This window comes from Mixta gaviniae (assembly GCF_002953195.1).
Lineage (GTDB): Bacteria > Pseudomonadota > Gammaproteobacteria > Enterobacterales > Enterobacteriaceae > Mixta > Mixta gaviniae.
In genome coordinates this window covers 1,522,007-1,538,995 of sequence record NZ_CP026377.1, presented here as the reverse complement: position 1 = coordinate 1,538,995, position 16,989 = coordinate 1,522,007, and the positions used below count along the sequence as shown (strand labels likewise).

The 16,989-nt window shown below is 60.9% G+C and carries 15 protein-coding genes; 7 read left to right on the top strand and 8 right to left on the bottom strand.

The features are described from left to right. Positions 1-2: 2 nt before the first annotated feature. Positions 3-875, bottom strand: a complete 873-nt coding sequence (locus C2E15_RS07145) for an oxygenase MpaB family protein (protein WP_104956756.1) — start codon at positions 873-875, stop codon at positions 3-5. 254 nt (positions 876-1,129) lie between these two features. Between C2E15_RS07145 and C2E15_RS07140 the strand changes: the two genes are divergently transcribed. Then, positions 1,130-1,621 carry a YciE/YciF ferroxidase family protein gene (locus C2E15_RS07140; protein ID WP_104956755.1) on the top strand — a complete coding sequence of 164 codons (492 nt, stop codon included), beginning with the start codon at positions 1,130-1,132 and terminating at the stop codon, positions 1,619-1,621. A gap of 76 nt (positions 1,622-1,697) precedes the next feature. Here the strand turns inward: C2E15_RS07140 and C2E15_RS07135 are convergent, their stop codons facing one another. Further along, positions 1,698-2,600, bottom strand: a complete 903-nt coding sequence (locus C2E15_RS07135) for a LysR family transcriptional regulator (protein ID WP_104956754.1) — start codon at positions 2,598-2,600, stop codon at positions 1,698-1,700. 88 nt (positions 2,601-2,688) lie between these two features. Here C2E15_RS07135 and C2E15_RS07130 point away from each other — a divergent pair, with 88 nt between their 5' ends. From C2E15_RS07130 to C2E15_RS07120, 3 genes are all read left to right on the top strand, one after another. After that, positions 2,689-4,032 (top strand): MFS transporter, encoded by a 1,344-nt coding sequence (locus C2E15_RS07130; RefSeq protein ID WP_104956753.1) that lies wholly within the window; start codon positions 2,689-2,691, stop codon positions 4,030-4,032. After that, a complete protein-coding gene (locus C2E15_RS07125) occupies positions 4,019-4,417 on the top strand; it encodes a DUF4440 domain-containing protein (RefSeq protein WP_104956752.1) in 399 nt (132 codons plus the stop codon). The genes C2E15_RS07130 and C2E15_RS07125 overlap by 14 nt, the downstream gene beginning before the upstream one ends. A gap of 235 nt (positions 4,418-4,652) precedes the next feature. After that, a complete protein-coding gene (locus tag C2E15_RS07120; RefSeq protein ID WP_104956751.1) occupies positions 4,653-5,402 on the top strand; it encodes an SDR family oxidoreductase in 750 nt (249 codons plus the stop codon). A gap of 77 nt (positions 5,403-5,479) precedes the next feature. On the opposite strand, the gene bglX is transcribed toward C2E15_RS07120, so the two are convergent. After that, the gene (gene bglX / locus C2E15_RS07115) at positions 5,480-7,777 is read right to left on the bottom strand and encodes a beta-glucosidase BglX (RefSeq protein WP_104956750.1); all 2,298 of its coding nucleotides are present in this window, start codon (positions 7,775-7,777) and stop codon (positions 5,480-5,482) included. A 163-nt stretch (positions 7,778-7,940) separates the two neighbouring features. On the opposite strand from bglX, the gene dld reads away from it, so the two are divergent. After that, positions 7,941-9,680, top strand: a complete 1,740-nt coding sequence (gene dld, locus C2E15_RS07110; RefSeq protein ID WP_104959104.1) for a D-lactate dehydrogenase — start codon at positions 7,941-7,943, stop codon at positions 9,678-9,680. A 71-nt stretch (positions 9,681-9,751) separates the two neighbouring features. Here the strand turns inward: dld and C2E15_RS07105 are convergent, their stop codons facing one another. Further along, entirely contained in the window at positions 9,752-12,196 is a 2,445-nt protein-coding gene (locus C2E15_RS07105; protein WP_104956749.1) for a DUF3772 domain-containing protein, read from the bottom strand. Between the two features lie 187 nt (positions 12,197-12,383). Here C2E15_RS07105 and C2E15_RS07100 point away from each other — a divergent pair, with 187 nt between their 5' ends. Beyond that, the gene (locus C2E15_RS07100) at positions 12,384-12,923 is read left to right on the top strand and encodes a GNAT family N-acetyltransferase (RefSeq protein ID WP_104956748.1); all 540 of its coding nucleotides are present in this window, start codon (positions 12,384-12,386) and stop codon (positions 12,921-12,923) included. A 5-nt stretch (positions 12,924-12,928) separates the two neighbouring features. Here the strand turns inward: C2E15_RS07100 and pbpG are convergent, their stop codons facing one another. Further along, a complete protein-coding gene (pbpG, locus tag C2E15_RS07095) occupies positions 12,929-13,879 on the bottom strand; it encodes a D-alanyl-D-alanine endopeptidase (protein ID WP_104956747.1) in 951 nt (316 codons plus the stop codon). A 177-nt stretch (positions 13,880-14,056) separates the two neighbouring features. Then, positions 14,057-14,644, bottom strand: a complete 588-nt coding sequence (locus C2E15_RS07090; RefSeq protein WP_104956746.1) for a Yip1 family protein — start codon at positions 14,642-14,644, stop codon at positions 14,057-14,059. Between the two features lie 175 nt (positions 14,645-14,819). Between C2E15_RS07090 and C2E15_RS07085 the strand changes: the two genes are divergently transcribed. Further along, positions 14,820-15,398, top strand: a complete 579-nt coding sequence (locus tag C2E15_RS07085) for a DedA family protein (RefSeq protein WP_104956745.1) — start codon at positions 14,820-14,822, stop codon at positions 15,396-15,398. Here the strand turns inward: C2E15_RS07085 and fetB are convergent. Beyond that, complete coding sequence (fetB, locus tag C2E15_RS07080) at positions 15,395-16,156, bottom strand: iron efflux ABC transporter permease subunit FetB (RefSeq protein ID WP_104956744.1); 762 nt, start codon at positions 16,154-16,156, stop codon at positions 15,395-15,397. The two genes, C2E15_RS07085 and fetB, sit on opposite strands and share 4 nt — an antisense overlap. After that, positions 16,153-16,809, bottom strand: a complete 657-nt coding sequence (fetA, locus tag C2E15_RS07075; RefSeq protein WP_104956743.1) for an iron efflux ABC transporter ATP-binding subunit FetA — start codon at positions 16,807-16,809, stop codon at positions 16,153-16,155. The genes fetB and fetA overlap by 4 nt, the downstream gene beginning before the upstream one ends. Between the last annotated feature and the right edge of the window lie 180 nt (positions 16,810-16,989).

Sequence of the window (16,989 nt, the reverse complement as noted above, 5' to 3'; positions counted from 1 at the left end):
TCTCAAAAATCACGCCCCATACGCCGCATGGCGCGCGGCCAGGCGCCGTTACGCACCGACCAGCGCAGCAGCGCCGCAATCATATTCACCCGTCTGTCGACCGCCGCCTGCTGACGCGCATTGATCGGGCGGCCGGTCATCTGCTGCGCCCAGTCGGGCAGCAGCCCGACGCCTGCCGACATAATGGCCCCCATCGCCAGCTTCGCCTGCCAGCCCGGCGCGGGCGCATTCATCAGCAGCGCCATCACCTCCTGCGCGCGCGTGTCATAGCGCAGCTGCGGACGCATCGATTCGATCCACATAGCGGTCGCGGCGCGGCTTTTCGGCACCCCCTCCGCCCCCAGCGCCTCCGCCACCCGCGCCGCTTCGGCATAGTAGCGATCCTGGTCGGCGAGGCTTAGCGCCGGGTTTTTATAGCGCAGGTGCGCGGCGAGAAAACGGCTGGCTTCGGCGACATGCACCCAGGTCAGCAGCGTCGGATCGCTGGCGGCGTAGGGATGGCCGTAGGCATCCACGCCATTAACCTGCAGATGAATGCGCTTTACGCGGTCGATCAGCGTCAGCGCGTCGGCGCGGTTGCCGAACGTGGTGACCGCGACGAACTGGCTGGTGCGCCGCAGCCTGCCGAGCATATCCGCGCGAAAGGAGGAGTAATCCCAAACGCCCGCCAGTGCCGCCGGATGCAGCATCTGCAGCATCAGGGCGCTGATGCCGCCGCAAAGCATGGCGGTGAAGTCGCCATGTACCGGCCAGACCACGCTCTCCGGCCCGAATAGCCCCGGATCGCCCATCGGCTGCGAGAGATCGAACTCATTCAGTGAGAGGCCGTTAAGACGAAAAACCTGCCTTTCAATACGCTTACGTAAAAATTCCATTAAAATTCCGCTTTTATCTGCCTGCCGCTGCGTTCAGCAACAAGATCACACACTCTTTTACGGTGAATTACTGATCAACTAACTCATTGATCACTATTGATTTTTATTGCCACCCTCCGCGCTTACCGCAATAAAAGCTTATCTTTCATTGTGTTGAAAGCGAAACGCAGCATATTTGCCTGTCTGCGGCGCATCTACCAGGCTTTCATAGCACGTGCAGCACACCGATACACAATCAGAGGGAGACAAGCATTATGACTATGCAATCACTAAACGATCTGTTTGTTCATACCTTGAGCGATGTTTACAGTGCTGAAGTCCAGTTAACCAAGGCGCTGCCGAAAATGGCGGAAGCCGCCACTGAAACAAAACTTGTCGAAGGCTTCAGGCAACATCTGGAAGAGACCAAAGGCCATATCGAGCGTCTCGATCAGGTTATCCAGGCGCTCGACGATGTGGAAATGGAAAATGTTACCTGCGTGGCGATGGAAGGGTTGATCAAGGAGGGCGAGGAGATTATTCAGGAAGTAGAGGAAGGGCCGGTGCGCGATGCGGGTCTGATTGTTGCCGCTCAGAAAGTCGAGCATTACGAAATTTCCAGCTACGGGTCGCTGATGGCGCTGGCGAAAAATCTCGGCTACGACAACGTCGTCTCTATCCTGAAGAATACCCTGGATGAAGAGAAGGCCACCGATGAGAAACTCACCATGCTGGCCGAACAGCAGGTTAACCAGCACGCCGCCTAGCCGGCGAGGCGCACGGGAGTTCGCTCCCTTTTCCAGAGCGTAATCAGACCGATCGGTTGGCTGCCGATCGGTTTTTTTATGCGCGTCGCTCCAGCCGGGCGCGGTTGGCCAGCAGAAAATCGATAAAGGCGCGGCTTTTGCGCGGCAGCGCCTGGCCATTAGGATACAGGATGCTGACAGGCTGCTCCGGCAGCGTCCAGTCGGGAAACAGCAGCGTCAGCCGCCGCTGCGCCAGATCGTCGGCGATCATCCATGCCGGCAGCAGCGCCACGCCCAGCCCCGCCCGCGCCATTGCGCGTACCGATGAGGCGCTGTTGGCGCTGTAGCTCGCCCGGGCGCGGATCTTCACCGGCGGATGCTGCGCATGACGCAGGGTCCACGCTACCGGCGAGGCGAGATGCGCATTGGCGATCCAGCTAACCTGCGCTAACTCCTCTACCCGGCTCAGCGGATTGGCCGCCAGCCAGCCGGGCGCCGCCACCAGCTTGATGTCGTAGCTCGCCAGACGGCGGCTTTTTAACGATGAATCGCGCAGCGTGCCCAGACGCACCGCCAGATCCAGCTGTTCCGACATAAAATCGTTCAGCGAAGAGTTGGCGTAGAAGCTGACCTGCAGCTGCGGATGCTGCGCGCAAAACTCGCCCAGCAGCGGCAGCAGAAAATGTTCGCCGAACTCAGCGGTCGAGGTCAGGCGCAGCGTGCCGGAGAGTTGCTGCTGGCGCCCGGCCGCCCGCTCCAGCGCGCGATCGACGCGCTGAAAGATATCGCTGAACTCCGCGTACAGCGCCTGCCCTGCTTCGGTCAGCGCCACGCCTTTGGCGCCGCGGATCAGCAGCGGCGCGTTCAGCGCCCGCTCCAGCGTTTTGACATCGATGCTGACCATCGCCTTACTGACGAACAGCCGCTCCGCCGCGCGGGTAAACGAACCGCACTCCGCTACCGCCATAAAAGTACGAATGCGTCCAAGATGATTTTGCATAAGGTTTAATATTATTAAATTCAGGGTTTAATTTTATTAAATCGCTTTCGCAGGTCAATGCCTCCTACACTGCGCCCCGGAGGAATTTATGACCTATCGTTACCGTATCGCCCTGATTTTTATCGCCGGCTTTTTTATCGACTGTGTGAATATTTTTATCTCGACCGTCTCGCTGCCCGCTATTGCGCAGCAGCTGGCGCTGTCGCCCGCCAGCGTAGTGTGGGTCAGCAACAGCTATATCCTTGGGCTGACGCTGATTATTCCGCTCGGCCCGTGGCTGGCGGCGCGCTTTGGCGCCCGGGCGACGCTGGTCGCTTCCATGCTGCTGTTTTCGGCGGCGGCGCTGCTGGCCGGGCTGGCGGATCGTTTTCTTACTCTGACGCTGTTTCGGTTTATTCAGGGCGTCGGCGGCGGTCTGCTGATCCCGGTGGGCCAGGCGCTGGCCTTTAGCCTGTTTCCGGCACAAGAGCGCGCCCGGCTCTCGACGCTGATTATGTCCGTTGCGCTGATCGCGCCGGCGATCTCCCCGGCGCTGGGCGGCGCGCTTGTCGATCACTACTCGTGGCGTTGGGTGCTGCTGGCGCCGCTGCCCTTCAGCCTGGCGACGGCGTTGCTGGCGGGGCTGTGGGTAAAAAGCGCCGCGCCGCAGGCGAAAAAGCCGGACTGGCAGGGCTTGCTGCTGGTCAGCCTGACGTTGACCCTGCTGCTCTGCGGCCTGTCGGGCTATGCCGATGCGCCGTCGAAAACGCTGCCGACGCTGCTGCTGCTGGCAGGCGTGCTGGCGGGGCTATGCTATCTCCGCTACGCCCGCCAGCGCTCCGATGCGCTGATCGATCTGCATATCGTGCGCCATCCGCGCATGCGCTTTTCGCTGGCGGTCTATTACGCCATCCCCGGCCTGTTTACCGGCGTTAATGTGCTGGCGGCCTTCTGGCTGCAGCAAGATCTCGGCTGGTCGGCGGAAGAGAGCGGCGCGCTGATGCTGCTTTACGCGGCGGGCGCGCTGGGCGCTATGCTCGTCAGCGGCAAGCTCTGGCTGCGTCTGGGGGCGCCACGCCTGTTCTGCGCCGCTCTGCTGCTGCATGCGGCAGGCATCGCATTGCTGGCGCCAGGCGCGTCGCACTGGCTGCCGCTCGCCTGGCTGGTGATGGGCATCGGCGGCGGGATCGGCGCCAATACCGCGCAGGCGACCGCACTTACCGATTTTGACGGCGCGGCGCTGGCGCGCGCCAGCGTGGTATGGAACCTTAACCGCCAGATCGCCTTTAGCGCCGGCGCGGCGCTGTTAACGCTCATCTTCACCCTGGCGCGGCAGCATCTGCCGCAGCCCGACGCCTGGCGCGTCACCTTTGCCATCAGCGCGGCGGCGGGCCTGCTGCCGCTGTTCGCGCTGCCCTCATTCACCAAAAGGATCTGTCATGGAAAACCCTGAAACCCTCGCCTGCCGCAGCGTTTTTACTCTGCATCGCTGGATTGAAACCGTTTTTACCCGCCCGCGCGACGAGGCGGAAACGGCGCTGACCCGCCTGCTGGAGAGCTTTCACCCCGATTTCGCCATGGTGACGCCCGCCGGCGACACGCTGACGCTGGCGGCAGTGAAGCAGCTGTTTCTGGAAAACGGCGGCCGCCGTCCCGGCCTGCGTATTGACGTGGACGCCTGCAGCGTGCTGGCTTCGGCGGGCAATCGCGTCACCTGCCGCTATCGCGAAACGCACCATATCGACGGCGTGCCGCGGGCGCGCTGGTCGGTGGCGGTCATTGACATAGAGGGCGAGACGGCGCGCTGGCGCTTTTTGCAAGAGACGGCCATCGTTTGAGGCTCTAACGCAGGCGGCGTCGCCCGCCGCCTGCCGGGCCAGTGGTGCGTCGCTGGCCGCTCGTTGTAGCCATTCCCTGCTCCAGGATTCCATAAACTCTGCTGATGCATTTGTGCATCCTTTTGTGATTCCATTCACACAAGTCTGGTTACAGGATTGTTTTTTAATCATTAAAATTTATTTTAATCCCTTCCTGCCCTTCATTTTTATATACAGCCTCTGGCGGACAGAACGGATGAAAAACAAGATTACCTTAATCACCGGCGGCAGCCGCGGCATTGGACGGGCGACGGCGCTCACGCTGGCGGCAAAAGGCCATACTCTCTGCATCAACTATCGTAACCAACAGGCGCATGCCGAAGAGGTGGTCGACCGCATTCAGCACAGCGGCGGCAAAGCGATCGCGCTACAGGCGGATATCGCTGAGGAGCAGCAGGTTATGGCGCTGTTCCGGCAAATTGACCGCGATCTCGGCCCGCTGACCGGGCTGGTGAATAATGCCGGCATTCTTAAGCAGCAGGCGACCATTGAGCAGCTGGACGCGCAGCGCATCGCCGCTATTTTCGCCACCAACGTCGGCGGCAGTTTTCTCTGCGCGCGCGAGGCGGTAAAGCGTATGGCGCTGCGGCATGGCGGCCAGGGCGGCGCCATCGTCAATGTCTCTTCCGCCGCCTCGCGGCTCGGCGCGCCCCATGAGTATATTGACTATGCGGCCTCAAAAGGGGCGATTGATACGTTGACGATTGGGCTGTCGCTGGAGGTGGCCGCGCAGGGCATTCGCGTTAACGCCGTCAGGCCGGGGCTTATTTATACCGACATGCACGCCGACGGCGGCGAACCGGGACGCGTGGATCGGGTGAAGGAGAACCTGCCGATGAAGCGCGGCGGCCAGCCTGAAGAGGTGGCGGAGGCGATCGCCTGGCTGTTGTCGGAGGAAGCCTCTTATGTCACCGGCAACTTTATCGATCTGGCGGGCGGCAAATAGTCCCCTGCATCTTCGCGCTCAATAAGGCATAAAAAAACCGACCGGCTCAGCGCCGGTCGGTTTGTTATTTTACCTGCTTACAGCAAGCTAAATTCAGCGTCCTGCGTTTTCACCGAATCCAGGCCTATCATCACTTTGAATTTGCCCGGCTCCGCTACCTGCTTCATCTGCTGGTTCCAGAACTTCAGCGCGTCGATATCTATCGGGAAACGCACCGTCTGCGATTCGCCCGCCTTCAGCATAATGCGCTGGAAGCCTCTCAGCTCTTTCACCGGACGGCTGACGCTGGCGACTTCATCGTTAAGAAAGAGCTGCACCACCGTCGCGCCGTCGCGTTTGCCGGTGTTAGTCACCGTTACGCTCGCTTCCACCTTGCCGTTGCGCGGCATGGTCGTTGACGACATTTTCACCGGCGACACCGTGAAAGTGGTGTAACTCAGACCGTAGCCGAAGGGGAACAGCGGCCCGTTGACGGCGTCATAATAGTGCGAGGTGTACTTGTTCGGTTTAGCCGAATTATAAGGACGGCCGGTCGGCAGATGGTTGTAATAGATAGGGATCTGACCTACCGAGCGCGGGAAGGAGATCGGCAGCTTGCCGGACGGGTTATAGTCGCCGAACAGCACATCGGCAATGGCGTTGCCCCCTTCCGTTCCGCTGAACCAGGTCTCCAGCATCGCATCCGCCTGCTGATGCTCGTGCGTCAGCGCCAGCGGGCGACCATTCATCAGCACCAGCACCAGCGGTTTGCCGGTGGCTTTCAGCGCCGCCAGCAGCTTCTGTTGGCTCTCCGGCAGCGTCAGATCGGTCCGGCTGGAGGCCTCATGCGCCATGCCCTGCGCCTCGCCTACCGCTGCGACGATCACATCCGCTTTCTGCGCCGTGGCGACCGCTTCATCGATCATCTGCTGCGGCGTGCGGCTGTCGACGCTTACCGCCTGCTCATAAAGGTTGAGGAAATCCTGGATCCCTTTGTGATCGGTGATGTTCGCCCCTTTGGCGTAAAGCAGCGTCGCTTTGCCGGCGGTGGCGTTTTTCATGCCCTGCAGTAAGGTAACCGACTGCTTCGCCACGCCCGCCGCCGACCAGCTGCCCATAATGTCGCGCTGGCTGTCGGCCAGTGGGCCGATCAGCGCGATAGTGCCCGTTTTCTTCAGCGGCAGCGTCTCCAGGCGGTTCTTCAGCAGCACCATGCTTTTACGCGCCACATCGCGCGCGTCGTCGCGGTGCAGGCGGCTTTCCGCGTTGGTATCCGCCGGATCGCTGCCCTTCGGTCCCAGATGGCTGTAAGGGTCGTTAAACAGGCCCATATCATATTTCACGTTCAATACATGGCGCGCCGCGTCGTCGATCTCCGCCTCGCTCACCACGCCGCGCTTCACCAGCCCCGGCAGATATTTGCTGTAGTATTCGTCGCCCATGCTCATATCGATGCCGGACTTCAGCGCCAGCCGCACCGCATCCTGCGGATCGCTGGCGACACCATGTTTGATCAGCTCTTTAATCGCGCCGTGATCGCTGATGGTGATGCCTTTAAACTTCCACTCGTCGCGCAGCAGATCCTTCAGCAGCCAGCTGTTGGCGGTGGCCGGCACGCCGTTAATGGCGTTCAGGGAGACCATCACCCCGCCGCTGCCGGCGTCGAGCGACGCCTTATATGGCGGCATGTAATCCTGGAACATGCGCTGCGGGCTCATGTCGACGGTGTTGTAGTCGCGTCCGCCCTCAATGGCGCCGTAGAGCGCGAAGTGCTTGACGCTGGTCATTAGCGAATAGCGATCGGCCGGGCTTTTGCCCTGCATCGCCTCGACCATGGTGCCGCCCATTTTCGCCGTCAGGTAGGTGTCTTCGCCAAAGCCTTCCGAGCCGCGGCCCCAGCGCGGTTCGCGCGTGACGTCCACCATCGGCGCCCAGGTCATATTCAGGCCGTCGTCTGCCGCTTCAAAGGCAGATACGCGTCCCACGCGCGCCACCGCCTCGGTATCCCAGCTGGAGGCCAGCCCTAACGGAATGGGGAAAATGGTACGCTGTCCATGCACCACGTCATAGGCGAAGAACAGCGGAATCTTCAGGCGGCTGAGCTGCATCACCTGATCCTGCATCACGCGGATATCGGGACGGGTAACGGTGTTGAAAATCGCGCCGACCTGACCATGTTTGATCATCTCGCGGATTTCTTCTTTCGGGTTATCCGGCCCGACGCTGATCAGCCGCAGCTGACCGATTTTTTCATCGAGCGTCATTTTCGTCAGCAGATCGGTGACAAAGGCGTCGCGCGCCTCGGGCGTCAGGCGATGCGGGCCAAACATGTCGTCAGCAACGGCGGGCTGCAGCGCCAGGGAAACAGCAAGGCTCAGGGAATAAATCCATTTCATCAGATTGGGCTCTCAACAAAAACGCAGGACAGGTTTTATGGTGCTATAGCAATAAGATAGCCACAGTGTGCCACAGGATGAGAATAGCAGGTAGTTTTCCAGGCGGACGCTTTTCCGCCTGAGCTGCTAAAGTAAAATCGTCACACATAACAGGACAATGGATATGCACCTTCACGCTACCCCCGCCAGTCAAACCCTGATTAATGAACTGCGTCGCATCGTCGGCGGCAGCCATCTGCTGACCGATCCCCGCAAAACCGAACGCTATCGTAAAGGCTTCCGCTCCGGCCAGGGCGACGCCCTGGCGGTGGTGTTCCCCGGCTCGCTGCTGGAGCTGTGGCGCGTACTGAAAGCCGCAGTGGCCGCGGATAAAATTATTCTGATGCAGGCGGCCAATACCGGCCTGACGGAAGGATCGACGCCCAACGGCAATGATTACGATCGCGACATTATTATCATCAGCACCCTGCGGATGGACCGCATCTACCTGCTCGATAAGGGCAAGCAGGTGCTGGCGCTGCCGGGCAGCACGCTGTTTCAGCTGGAGAAAATGCTCAAGCCGCTGGGGCGCGAGCCGCATTCGGTGATCGGTTCTTCCTGCATCGGCGCGTCGATTCTCGGCGGCGTCTGCAATAACTCCGGCGGCGCGCTGGTGAAGCGTGGCCCCGCCTACACCGAAATGGCGCTCTATGCCCAGCTGGACGAACAGGGGCAGCTGAAGCTGGTGAACCATCTCGGCATTGAGCTGGGCAGCACGCCCGAGCAGATCCTCGGCCGACTGGATGATGAAACCTGGCGAGAGAGCGACGTACGTCACGATGCGCGCCAGGCGTCCGATCATCACTATGTCGAGCGCGTGCGCGATGTCGAGGCGGACACGCCGTCGCGCTTCAACGCCGACGCCAGCCGCCTGTATGAAGCCTCCGGCTGCGCCGGCAAGCTGGCGGTGTTCGCCGTGCGTCTGGACACCTTCGAGGCGGAGAAAAAGCAGCAGGTGTTCTATATCGGCACCAACGATACCGGGGCGCTGGAGGATATTCGCCGCCATATTCTCGCCCACTTTAACCACCTGCCGGTGGCGGGCGAATATATGCACCGCGATATGTATGACATCGCAGAGAAATATGGCAAAGACACCTTTATCATGATCGATCGGCTCGGCACCGATAAAATGCCGCGCTTCTTCACTTTAAAGGGGCGCATCGACGCGATGCTGAGCCATATCCCGCTGTTCCGCCCGCACTTTACCGACCGCATGCTGCAGAAGCTGAGCGCGGTTTTCCCGACTCACCTGCCGAAAAAGATGAAAATCTGGCGTGATCGCTATGAGCATCACCTGATGCTGAAAATGTCCGGCGATGGCGTGGAAGAGGCGCGTCAGTTCCTGAAGGACTTTTTCCGCGAGGGCGGCGGCGACTACTTTGAATGCACCGACGATGAAGGATCGAAAGCCTTTCTGCATCGCTTCGCCGCTGCAGGTGCTGCGGTGCGCTACCATGCGGCACATCACGATGAGGTGGAGGATATTCTGGCGCTGGATATCGCGCTGCGACGCAACGACCGCGACTGGTTTGAGACGCTGCCGCCGGAGTTCGACGATAAGCTGGTGCATCGCCTCTATTATGGCCACTTTATGTGCCACGTTTTCCATCAGGATTATATCGTGAAGAAAGGGGTGGACGCGCATGCGCTGAAGGAGAGAATGCTGGAGATCCTCAGCCAGCGCGGCGCGGAGTATCCGGCGGAGCATAACGTCGGCCATCTCTATCAGGCGAAGCCGCAGATGAAGGCGTTTTATCAGCAGCTCGATCCCACCAACAGCTTTAACCCCGGCATCGGCAAAACCAGCAAGCGTAAACACTGGGCCGGCTGCGGCTGCGGGGAAGAGAGAGAGGCGGACTAAGCGGGTCAGAACGCCTGGTGAACGGCAAGGCGCCTGAGATGAACCGGCCGCCCCATCGGGGCGGCCTTTTGTTACGGCTGCTGCGGCTCTTTCACCACCATTTCGCCATTTTTCTGCTCGATGATCATCGTCTGCGGACGCGACAGCACGATGCCCTCTTTGCGCAGGCGGGTAAGGATATCGAACAGCAGATCGCTTTTCGCGCCGCCGATTTGACGCTGCGTCGCTACGTTGCCGGTCACGCTCAGCACGATGCCCTGCGGCGTTAGATCCTTGAAGCTTACTGACGGCTCCGGCGTATCCAGAATGCGCTCGTTCTCGTTGTAAACTGCCAGCAGAATTTCACGCACCTGCACCGGATCGATATCCAGCGGGAAGGTCAGCGTAATGGTCACCACCCCCTGAGCGTTGCCCATGGTGGCGTTGCGCACGTTCTGCGAAATCAGCTGCGAGTTCGGGACGATAACCGTCGACTTATCGCCGAGCTGGATTTCAGTGGCGCGCACGTTGATGCGGCGGATATCCCCTTCAATGCCGCTGATGCTCACCAGATCGCCCACCTTCACCGGCCGCTCAGTCAGCAGGATCAGCCCGGAGATAAAGTTTTTTACGATCTCCTGCAGACCGAAACCGATACCGACCGACAGCGCGCTGACGATCCACGCCAGCTTGTTCCATTGCACCCCCATGGTGGAAAGCGTCAGCAGGATCACTAATACGTAGCCGATGTTGCTGAACAGCGTCACCAGCGAGACGCGCATGCCGGTATCCATGGTGGTTTTCGGCAGGAAATCGCTGTCCAGCCAGCGGCGCACCGAGCGCAGCACATAGATGCCGATCGCCATACAGAGCAGCGCGTTGACCAGATGGGCGGGCACGATATTCAGCGATTCCAGCCCCTTGCCGCCCCAGAACTCCACCGCTTTCTGCAGCAGCTCAATCGGCGTTGAGGTGCCGAAGGTGCCGTTCAGCACCGCCACCGCCGCGAACAGCAGCAGGATGGTTTTGCCCAGCGCCGAGAGCAGCGCCGCCGCCTGCGACAGGTGGCGTTCGTCGATATTCAGCGAGGACTGAATGCGCTTGCCGGTCGGATTACTGACCGACAGCAGCGTTTCGCAACCGTCGCTCACCAGATGGCTGAGGAAATAGAAGGCACCGCAGACGATGCCGATCCAGACCAGTTCATAGCTGAGGAAACGCGCCAAAGTAACGTAGCCGACAATCAGCGACAGTAAGATCGCCAGCCCCACCAGGGTAATCGCCATCTGGATCAGGCCGACCAGCGTCGATTTCGCCTCCGGTGCCTGCCCTTCCTGCACCATACGGCGACGCACGCGGCTGGAGCGGAAGCTAATGGAGAGTGCGGTGGCGCCGACCAGCAGCGCGGTCATGCCGTTGGCCAGAATGGTGGTGCCGACGCTGGTGCCGACGCTGCTGTTCAGCGCCTCAACCGTCTGGAAGATAAACACCAGGGTGGCGGTCAGCGGCGGGAACGGCTTCAGCGCCTGCGCCACTTCGTTAGAGATCGCCGGCAGCCGCCAGGAGGGACGACGCGTGGAGAGAAATGCACGACCCAGCCCGGCGATCAGCCCGCAGAAAACGCTAAGCTGCACCAGCCGATCGACGAAATCCTGCACGTCGTCGGAGACCTCAGCGCGGCGGGTAAAAACCTGGTCGATAAAGTTAAACGCCAGCACCACCGCCGCCAGGGTGGTCAGCGCGATCGCCGCGGCGAGGAAGCTGCGGCGTAGCCGCCCTTCCGGCAGCTGATGGATGCTGATCCAGGCGAGAAACTCTTCACCGTAGCGTCGTCCCAGCGTGGCGATAGCTACCGCCGCCGCCAGCCAGAGCAGCGTGCCGAAACGCCAGCCCGGCTCCCAGGCGAGCGCGGCGGTATCCGCCAGCTCATCGCGGAAGTTGGCCAGCTTATCGCCATCCATCTGCTGCGAGCCAAACAGCGGCGCCCAGAAGCGCGGGCCGAAAATGCTGCCGGAATTAAGCGCCAGCTGGGTTTTCAGGTTGTCGCGGCGCAGGTTAACAATCTGCGCGCTGAGGTTAAGCGCCCCGCCCTTGATCGCCTCGGCCTGTTTAATCTGGTCGTCCAGCTTCTGCTTCTGATTCCCCAGGGTGGCGCGTTTACGCGTCACCTCCGGCGTCTCTTTCACCCCGCTGTCCGCCTTCGGCGCCGGCCCTAATACCGCCAGCTGCGCCAGCAGCTGCTGACGCTGCGGGATCAGCGCCTGGCCCAGCGTATCGGCATTGCCCGACAGCTCCAGCGCCATGTCGTTCAGCTGTGACAGCTGCGCATCATTGGTTTCGCCGGAAACCTGGCCTTTAATTTTATCGAGGATCTTCTGCATTTTCGGCAGCTCGACCGCCGCATTGACCTTGACCGGCGCTTCTTCTTCGGTGGCGGTCGGCTGGTTATCGCCGTCGTCCGCCGCATAAAGGTAAAGCGGCGCCAGCGTCAATAGCGCCAGCAGGCTCGCCCGCATGAATCGTAACCACTTTGACATCGAACGTCGTTCCACTCAGTTTCAGTTCTGCGGCCTCGCCGCAATCGCGCGCCAGTTTATGCTTTTGCCCCGCGCTTCACTATAGGAAAGCGGTAAGAAAATGCCTCTGCTGACGATAAGAATTTGTGATGACGGTGCGCCGCCTCGCTGTGTCACAGTAAGCGCTTTCCGCCGAGAACGAGGTGCCATGTCTCTCCCTACCGAAACGCTGCGTATTCGCGACGCGCACGCCGATGATATCGCTGCGATGCAGTCTATTTACGCCTGGCATGTGCTGTACGGCTGCGCCTCTTTTGAGGAGACGCCGCCCGACGATGCGGAGATGCGCGCGCGGCTGCTCAAGGTGCAGTCGCTGGAGATGCCCTGGCTGGTGGCGGAACAGGCGGGCCGCCTTCTCGGCTACTGCTACGCCGCGCCCTATCGCCCGCGCCCCGCCTACCGCTATACCCTCGAAGAGTCTATCTACCTGCGTCACGATCTCGGCGGACGCGGCATCGGCAGCGCCCTGCTGGCGGCGCTGATCGCCCGCTGCGAACAGGGGCCGTGGCGGCAGATGCTGGCGGTGGTCGGCAGCGGCAGGCAAAACGGCGGATCGCTGCATCTGCACCTGAAGCTGGGATTTCGCGAAGTCGGGGTGCTGCAGGAGGTAGGGTTCAAAGGGGGAGCCTGGCGCGACACGCTGATTATGCAGCGTGCGCTCTCCTCCGCCACGCGGGCGGAGGAGTAACGGCCTTATTCCACCGCGCTGTCGTCCGCGCTGCGGTTGCTGGCGGTCTGCGACGATTTCTGTTTTCGGTAGGCCAGCGCCGCCGCCGGCACCGGCGCGGATTTGCCGGTCTCCAGCCAGTCGCGCAGGCGTTTGGCGTCGGCGAAATGGGTATATTTGCCGAACGCGTCCAGCACCACCAGCGCCACCGGGCGCTGTTTGATCACCGTACGCATCACCAGGCAGTGGCCCGCCTGATTGGTAAAGCCGGTTTTGGTCAGCTGGATCTGCCAGTCCGGTTTATAGACCAGATGGTTGGTGTTGCGGAAAGGCAGCACGTAGTCGGGATTGCTGAAGCGCGCCATATCTTCATGGGTGGTGCTGAGCTGCCCGAGCAGCGGATAGCGTTTGCTGGCGATCAGCAGCTTCGTCAGGTCGCGGGCGGTCGACACGTTATGGATCGACAGGCCGGTCGGCTCTACGTAGCGGGTATTGGTCATACCCAGCGCGCGCGCTTTGGCATTCATCGCGCGGATAAAGGCGTCGTAGCCGCCCGGATAGTGGTGCGCCAGGCTGGCGGCGGCGCGGTTTTCCGATGACATCAGCGCCAGCAGCAGCATGTTTTTGCGGCTGATTTCGCTGTTCAGACGCACGCGGGAAAAGATGCCGCGCATCTCCGCCGTGTGGCTGATATCCACTTTCAGCATCTCATCCATCGGCAGGTGCGCATCCAGCACCACCATCGCCGTCATCAGCTTGGTGATGGACGCGATCGGCCTGACGCGGTCAGGATGGCTGGCGTACAGCACTTTGTTGGTGTTCAGATCGACGATCATCGCGCTGCCGGAGGCGATTTGCGGCTGCGAGAGCGGCGCGGGCGTGCTTAACGGCGACGCGGCCAGCGCCTGGCCGGTCAGGCCCTGCGCGGAAAAAAGAAAAGCCAGGCTCAACAACGAATAACGAAATTTTGCGGGCATCGTTTAACAACTTACCAATAGGATTGCGCGCTGTGTGCAACACAGGCTGCCGCCGCGAAAACAGGCATGTGCGGGGGCTGGCAGGCAGCATAATACGCTGGCGGTTGAGTAAATTCCTATCGAAGATTCGTTTCCGGGCGTAAACAGCCGCCGCCGCAGGGCGACGGCGGCGACATTTCAGCCCAGCCGGTAGCCGTAGCCCCACAGCAGCACCGTCAGCGCCAGCAGCACCTCAAACAGCAGAATGCCGATCGCCAGCGTCGAGCCGGAGAAGCGCAGGCTCTCTTCGCGATCGATGTTCAGCAGCTCGGGAATGCCGACATAAAGCAGATAGCCGGTATAGAGCAGCGCCAGTGCCCCGACCAGCACGCAGAGCCAGACCAGCGGATAGAGCGCCACGACGCCGCTGAGAAACAGCGGCGTGGCGACATAGCCGGCAAACACCGTACAGCGCTGCACGCCAGGACGCTGCGGATAGTCGCGCGCCATCCAGTGGATCACCCGCCCCATCACCGCTACCCCGCCTAAAATCAGCAGATAGAACAGCACTGCCAGCATCAGCCCGGTAGAGAGATCGAGCGGTACGGTGCGTCCGGCGCCCAGCCGCCAGCCCAGCTGGGTGGTGCCGATCAGCGCGCAGATCACCGGAATAGCCGCCATCAGCAGCACATGGTGCGTATAATGATGGGAGACGGTTTCGTTTTCCCGTTTGATATCGCGCATTTCCCGATCGGGATGCGCCAGCAGACCCCAGACATGGTTCATCGCTTGCCCCTCCACTTGCTGACCGCCCGCGGCGGCGTTTCCTCAAGTATAATTCGCCTGTTCATTTTTTCATCAACAGGTAAATGCCTTTTCAATGCGCCGCGCTTTTTTGTGATGGAGGTGTTAACGCCGTATACACTTACCCTGACGCTAAAGGAAAAAGGGACGGTGAATTTTGCATTTTGATATCAACCAATTAATTGAGCAGTATGGCTATCTGGCAGTGGTGATTGGCTGTATTGCCGAGGGAGAAACTTTCGCGTTGCTGGGCGGCGTGATCGCCCATGAGAAGCTGCTGCGCTACAGCGGCGTCGTTCTGGCGGTGGCGCTCGGCGGCTTTTTAGGCGATCAGCTGCTGTTCTATATTGGGCGGCGCTTCGGCACCCGCATTCTGCGCCGTTTTAAAAAACATCAGGGCAAACTGAAGCGGGCCAACAGCATGATCCGCCGTCACCCGGTGCTGTTTATTATCGGCGTGCGCTTTATGTATGGCTTCCGCACCATCGGGCCGATCATCATCGGTGCCAGCCGCCTGCGCCCGCTGAAGTTTCTGATTTTCAATATTATCGGCGCCCTGCTCTGGGCGATCATCTTCGTGACGCTCGGCTATTTCGCCGGCGAGATGATCACCCCGTGGCTGCACCGGCTCGATCACCATCTTAAGCACCTGCTCTGGCTGGTAGGCGCGGCGCTGTTCGTGGTGCTGCTGCGCCTGGCGTTCCGTCACTGGTCAAGCCGGCGCCATCAGGACTAAAGGCGCAGCTGGGCACGCGCATTGAAGAAGCGGCGATAGCCAAGCCAGGCGGCGATAATGGTGGAGATCGCCGCGGTGCTGAGCAGCATAAAGGTCACCATAATCTGAAATTTGATCGCCTGCAGCGGATCGATGCCGGCGAAAATCAGCCCTGACATCATCCCCGGCAGGCTGACCAGCCCGACGGTTTTCGCCGCGTCTACCGTTGGGATCAGCGCGGCGCGAATGCTGTCGCGCACCAGCGTCGCCGAGGCGCGCTTCACCGGCGCGCCGAGGCTGAGCATCTCCTCCACCTTCTGCCGGTTATCGGCGAAACGCTGGTTCAGCTGGGTATAGCAGAGGCCTACCGCCACCATCGCATTGCCGGCGATCATGCCGGAAATCGGGATCACTTGCATCGGCACAAAAGCGATAGCGCCGCTCAGCACCAGAATGGTCAGCGTTATGCCGGTGCTGACGCCGATCGCCGCCAGCGACATCCAGAAAGCGTTGCCGATGCGCCGGCTGCGCTTGCGCGCGTTCAGCGCCGCATTGACGCAGATAAACAGCACCATCAGCAGCGTCAGCCAGCGGTTGCTGATATCGAACAGCGCGTGCAGCACGTAGCCGACAAGGGTCAGCTGCACCACGGCGCGCGTCACGCTCCATAAAATATCCTTATGCAGCCCCAGCTTCTCTTTCTGACTGACCAGCAGCGCCACCAGCACCAGCAGGCAAGCGAACGCCAGCGAGGTATTATCGATTGTCGGGTGATTCATTGCGCCGCCTCCCGATCGGACGAGAGGGTAATAATGCGTGCGCCGTCGGCGGTCTCCTGCGCGTCGTGGCTGATCCACAGCACGCTCATGGCGTGCCGCTGCGCCGTCTGTTGGATCAGCGCGTTAACCCGCGCCTTGTTCTCCGCATCGAGCGCGCTGGTGACTTCATCCAGCAGCAGCAGCGCGGGCGGAAATTGCAGATTGCGCAGCAGCGCCACCCGCTGCCGCTCGCCGCCGGAAAGCGCGTCGATCGGTTTATCCAGCAGATCGGGCGCCAGATTTAGCTGCGCCAGGCTATCGCGCAGCGCCTGCCGCTGCGGCGACTGTTGGCGGATCTGCCAGGGAAAGGCCAGGTTGTCGTAAACGGTGTCGCCGAACAGCTGCGGTGTTTGAAAGCAGTAGGAGACCTGGCGACGCCAGGCTTCCGGCCCCAGCTGGTCGCTGCTTTTGCCATTCAGCGTGACGCTGCCGCTGGTGGGCGTCAGCAGCGAGGCGATGATTTTCAGTAAAGTGGTTTTGCCGCTGCCGGACGGGCCGGTTAGCCAGGCAAACTCCTGCGGGCGCAGGGTAAATGAGAGAGGGGCCAGCAGAGTTTTCTCCGCCAGCCGATAACTGACGTCGCGCACCGCCAGCAGCGGCGTTTCCGTGGTCATAGACGCTTCCTGTTCTGTTTTGCCGCGCATGATAGCGCGGAAGAAAGCGGAACGGAAAAGCAAAACGGGAAGCCGGGAAATCAGAAGTCTGAAAGCCAGCCCGTTCGGGTCAGAAGCCGGAAACCGAAGTCAGAAACCGAAGTCAGAAACCGCTCGCCAGAAAGCTGGCAACCGCACGCC

Bases quoted from the DNA above. Each gene is read 5' to 3' on its own strand.
- bglX (WP_104956750.1), bottom strand. From the start codon at position 7,777: ATGAAATGGATTTATTCCCTGAGCCTTGCTGTTTCCCTGGCGCTGCAG.
- C2E15_RS07105 (WP_104956749.1), bottom strand. From the start codon at position 12,196: ATGTCAAAGTGGTTACGATTCATGCGGGCGAGCCTGCTGGCGCTATTG.
- C2E15_RS07145 (WP_104956756.1), bottom strand. From the start codon at position 875: ATGGAATTTTTACGTAAGCGTATTGAAAGGCAGGTTTTTCGTCTTAAC.
- C2E15_RS07130 (WP_104956753.1), top strand. From the start codon at position 2,689: ATGACCTATCGTTACCGTATCGCCCTGATTTTTATCGCCGGCTTTTTT.
- fetA (WP_104956743.1), bottom strand. From the start codon at position 16,809: ATGACCACGGAAACGCCGCTGCTGGCGGTGCGCGACGTCAGTTATCGG.
- pbpG (WP_104956747.1), bottom strand. From the start codon at position 13,879: ATGCCCGCAAAATTTCGTTATTCGTTGTTGAGCCTGGCTTTTCTTTTT.
- fetB (WP_104956744.1), bottom strand. From the start codon at position 16,156: ATGAATCACCCGACAATCGATAATACCTCGCTGGCGTTCGCTTGCCTG.
- C2E15_RS07135 (WP_104956754.1), bottom strand. From the start codon at position 2,600: ATGCAAAATCATCTTGGACGCATTCGTACTTTTATGGCGGTAGCGGAG.
- C2E15_RS07090 (WP_104956746.1), bottom strand. From the start codon at position 14,644: ATGAACCATGTCTGGGGTCTGCTGGCGCATCCCGATCGGGAAATGCGC.
- dld (WP_104959104.1), top strand. From the start codon at position 7,941: ATGCACCTTCACGCTACCCCCGCCAGTCAAACCCTGATTAATGAACTG.
- C2E15_RS07120 (WP_104956751.1), top strand. From the start codon at position 4,653: ATGAAAAACAAGATTACCTTAATCACCGGCGGCAGCCGCGGCATTGGA.
- C2E15_RS07100 (WP_104956748.1), top strand. From the start codon at position 12,384: ATGTCTCTCCCTACCGAAACGCTGCGTATTCGCGACGCGCACGCCGAT.
- C2E15_RS07140 (WP_104956755.1), top strand. From the start codon at position 1,130: ATGACTATGCAATCACTAAACGATCTGTTTGTTCATACCTTGAGCGAT.
- C2E15_RS07125 (WP_104956752.1), top strand. From the start codon at position 4,019: ATGGAAAACCCTGAAACCCTCGCCTGCCGCAGCGTTTTTACTCTGCAT.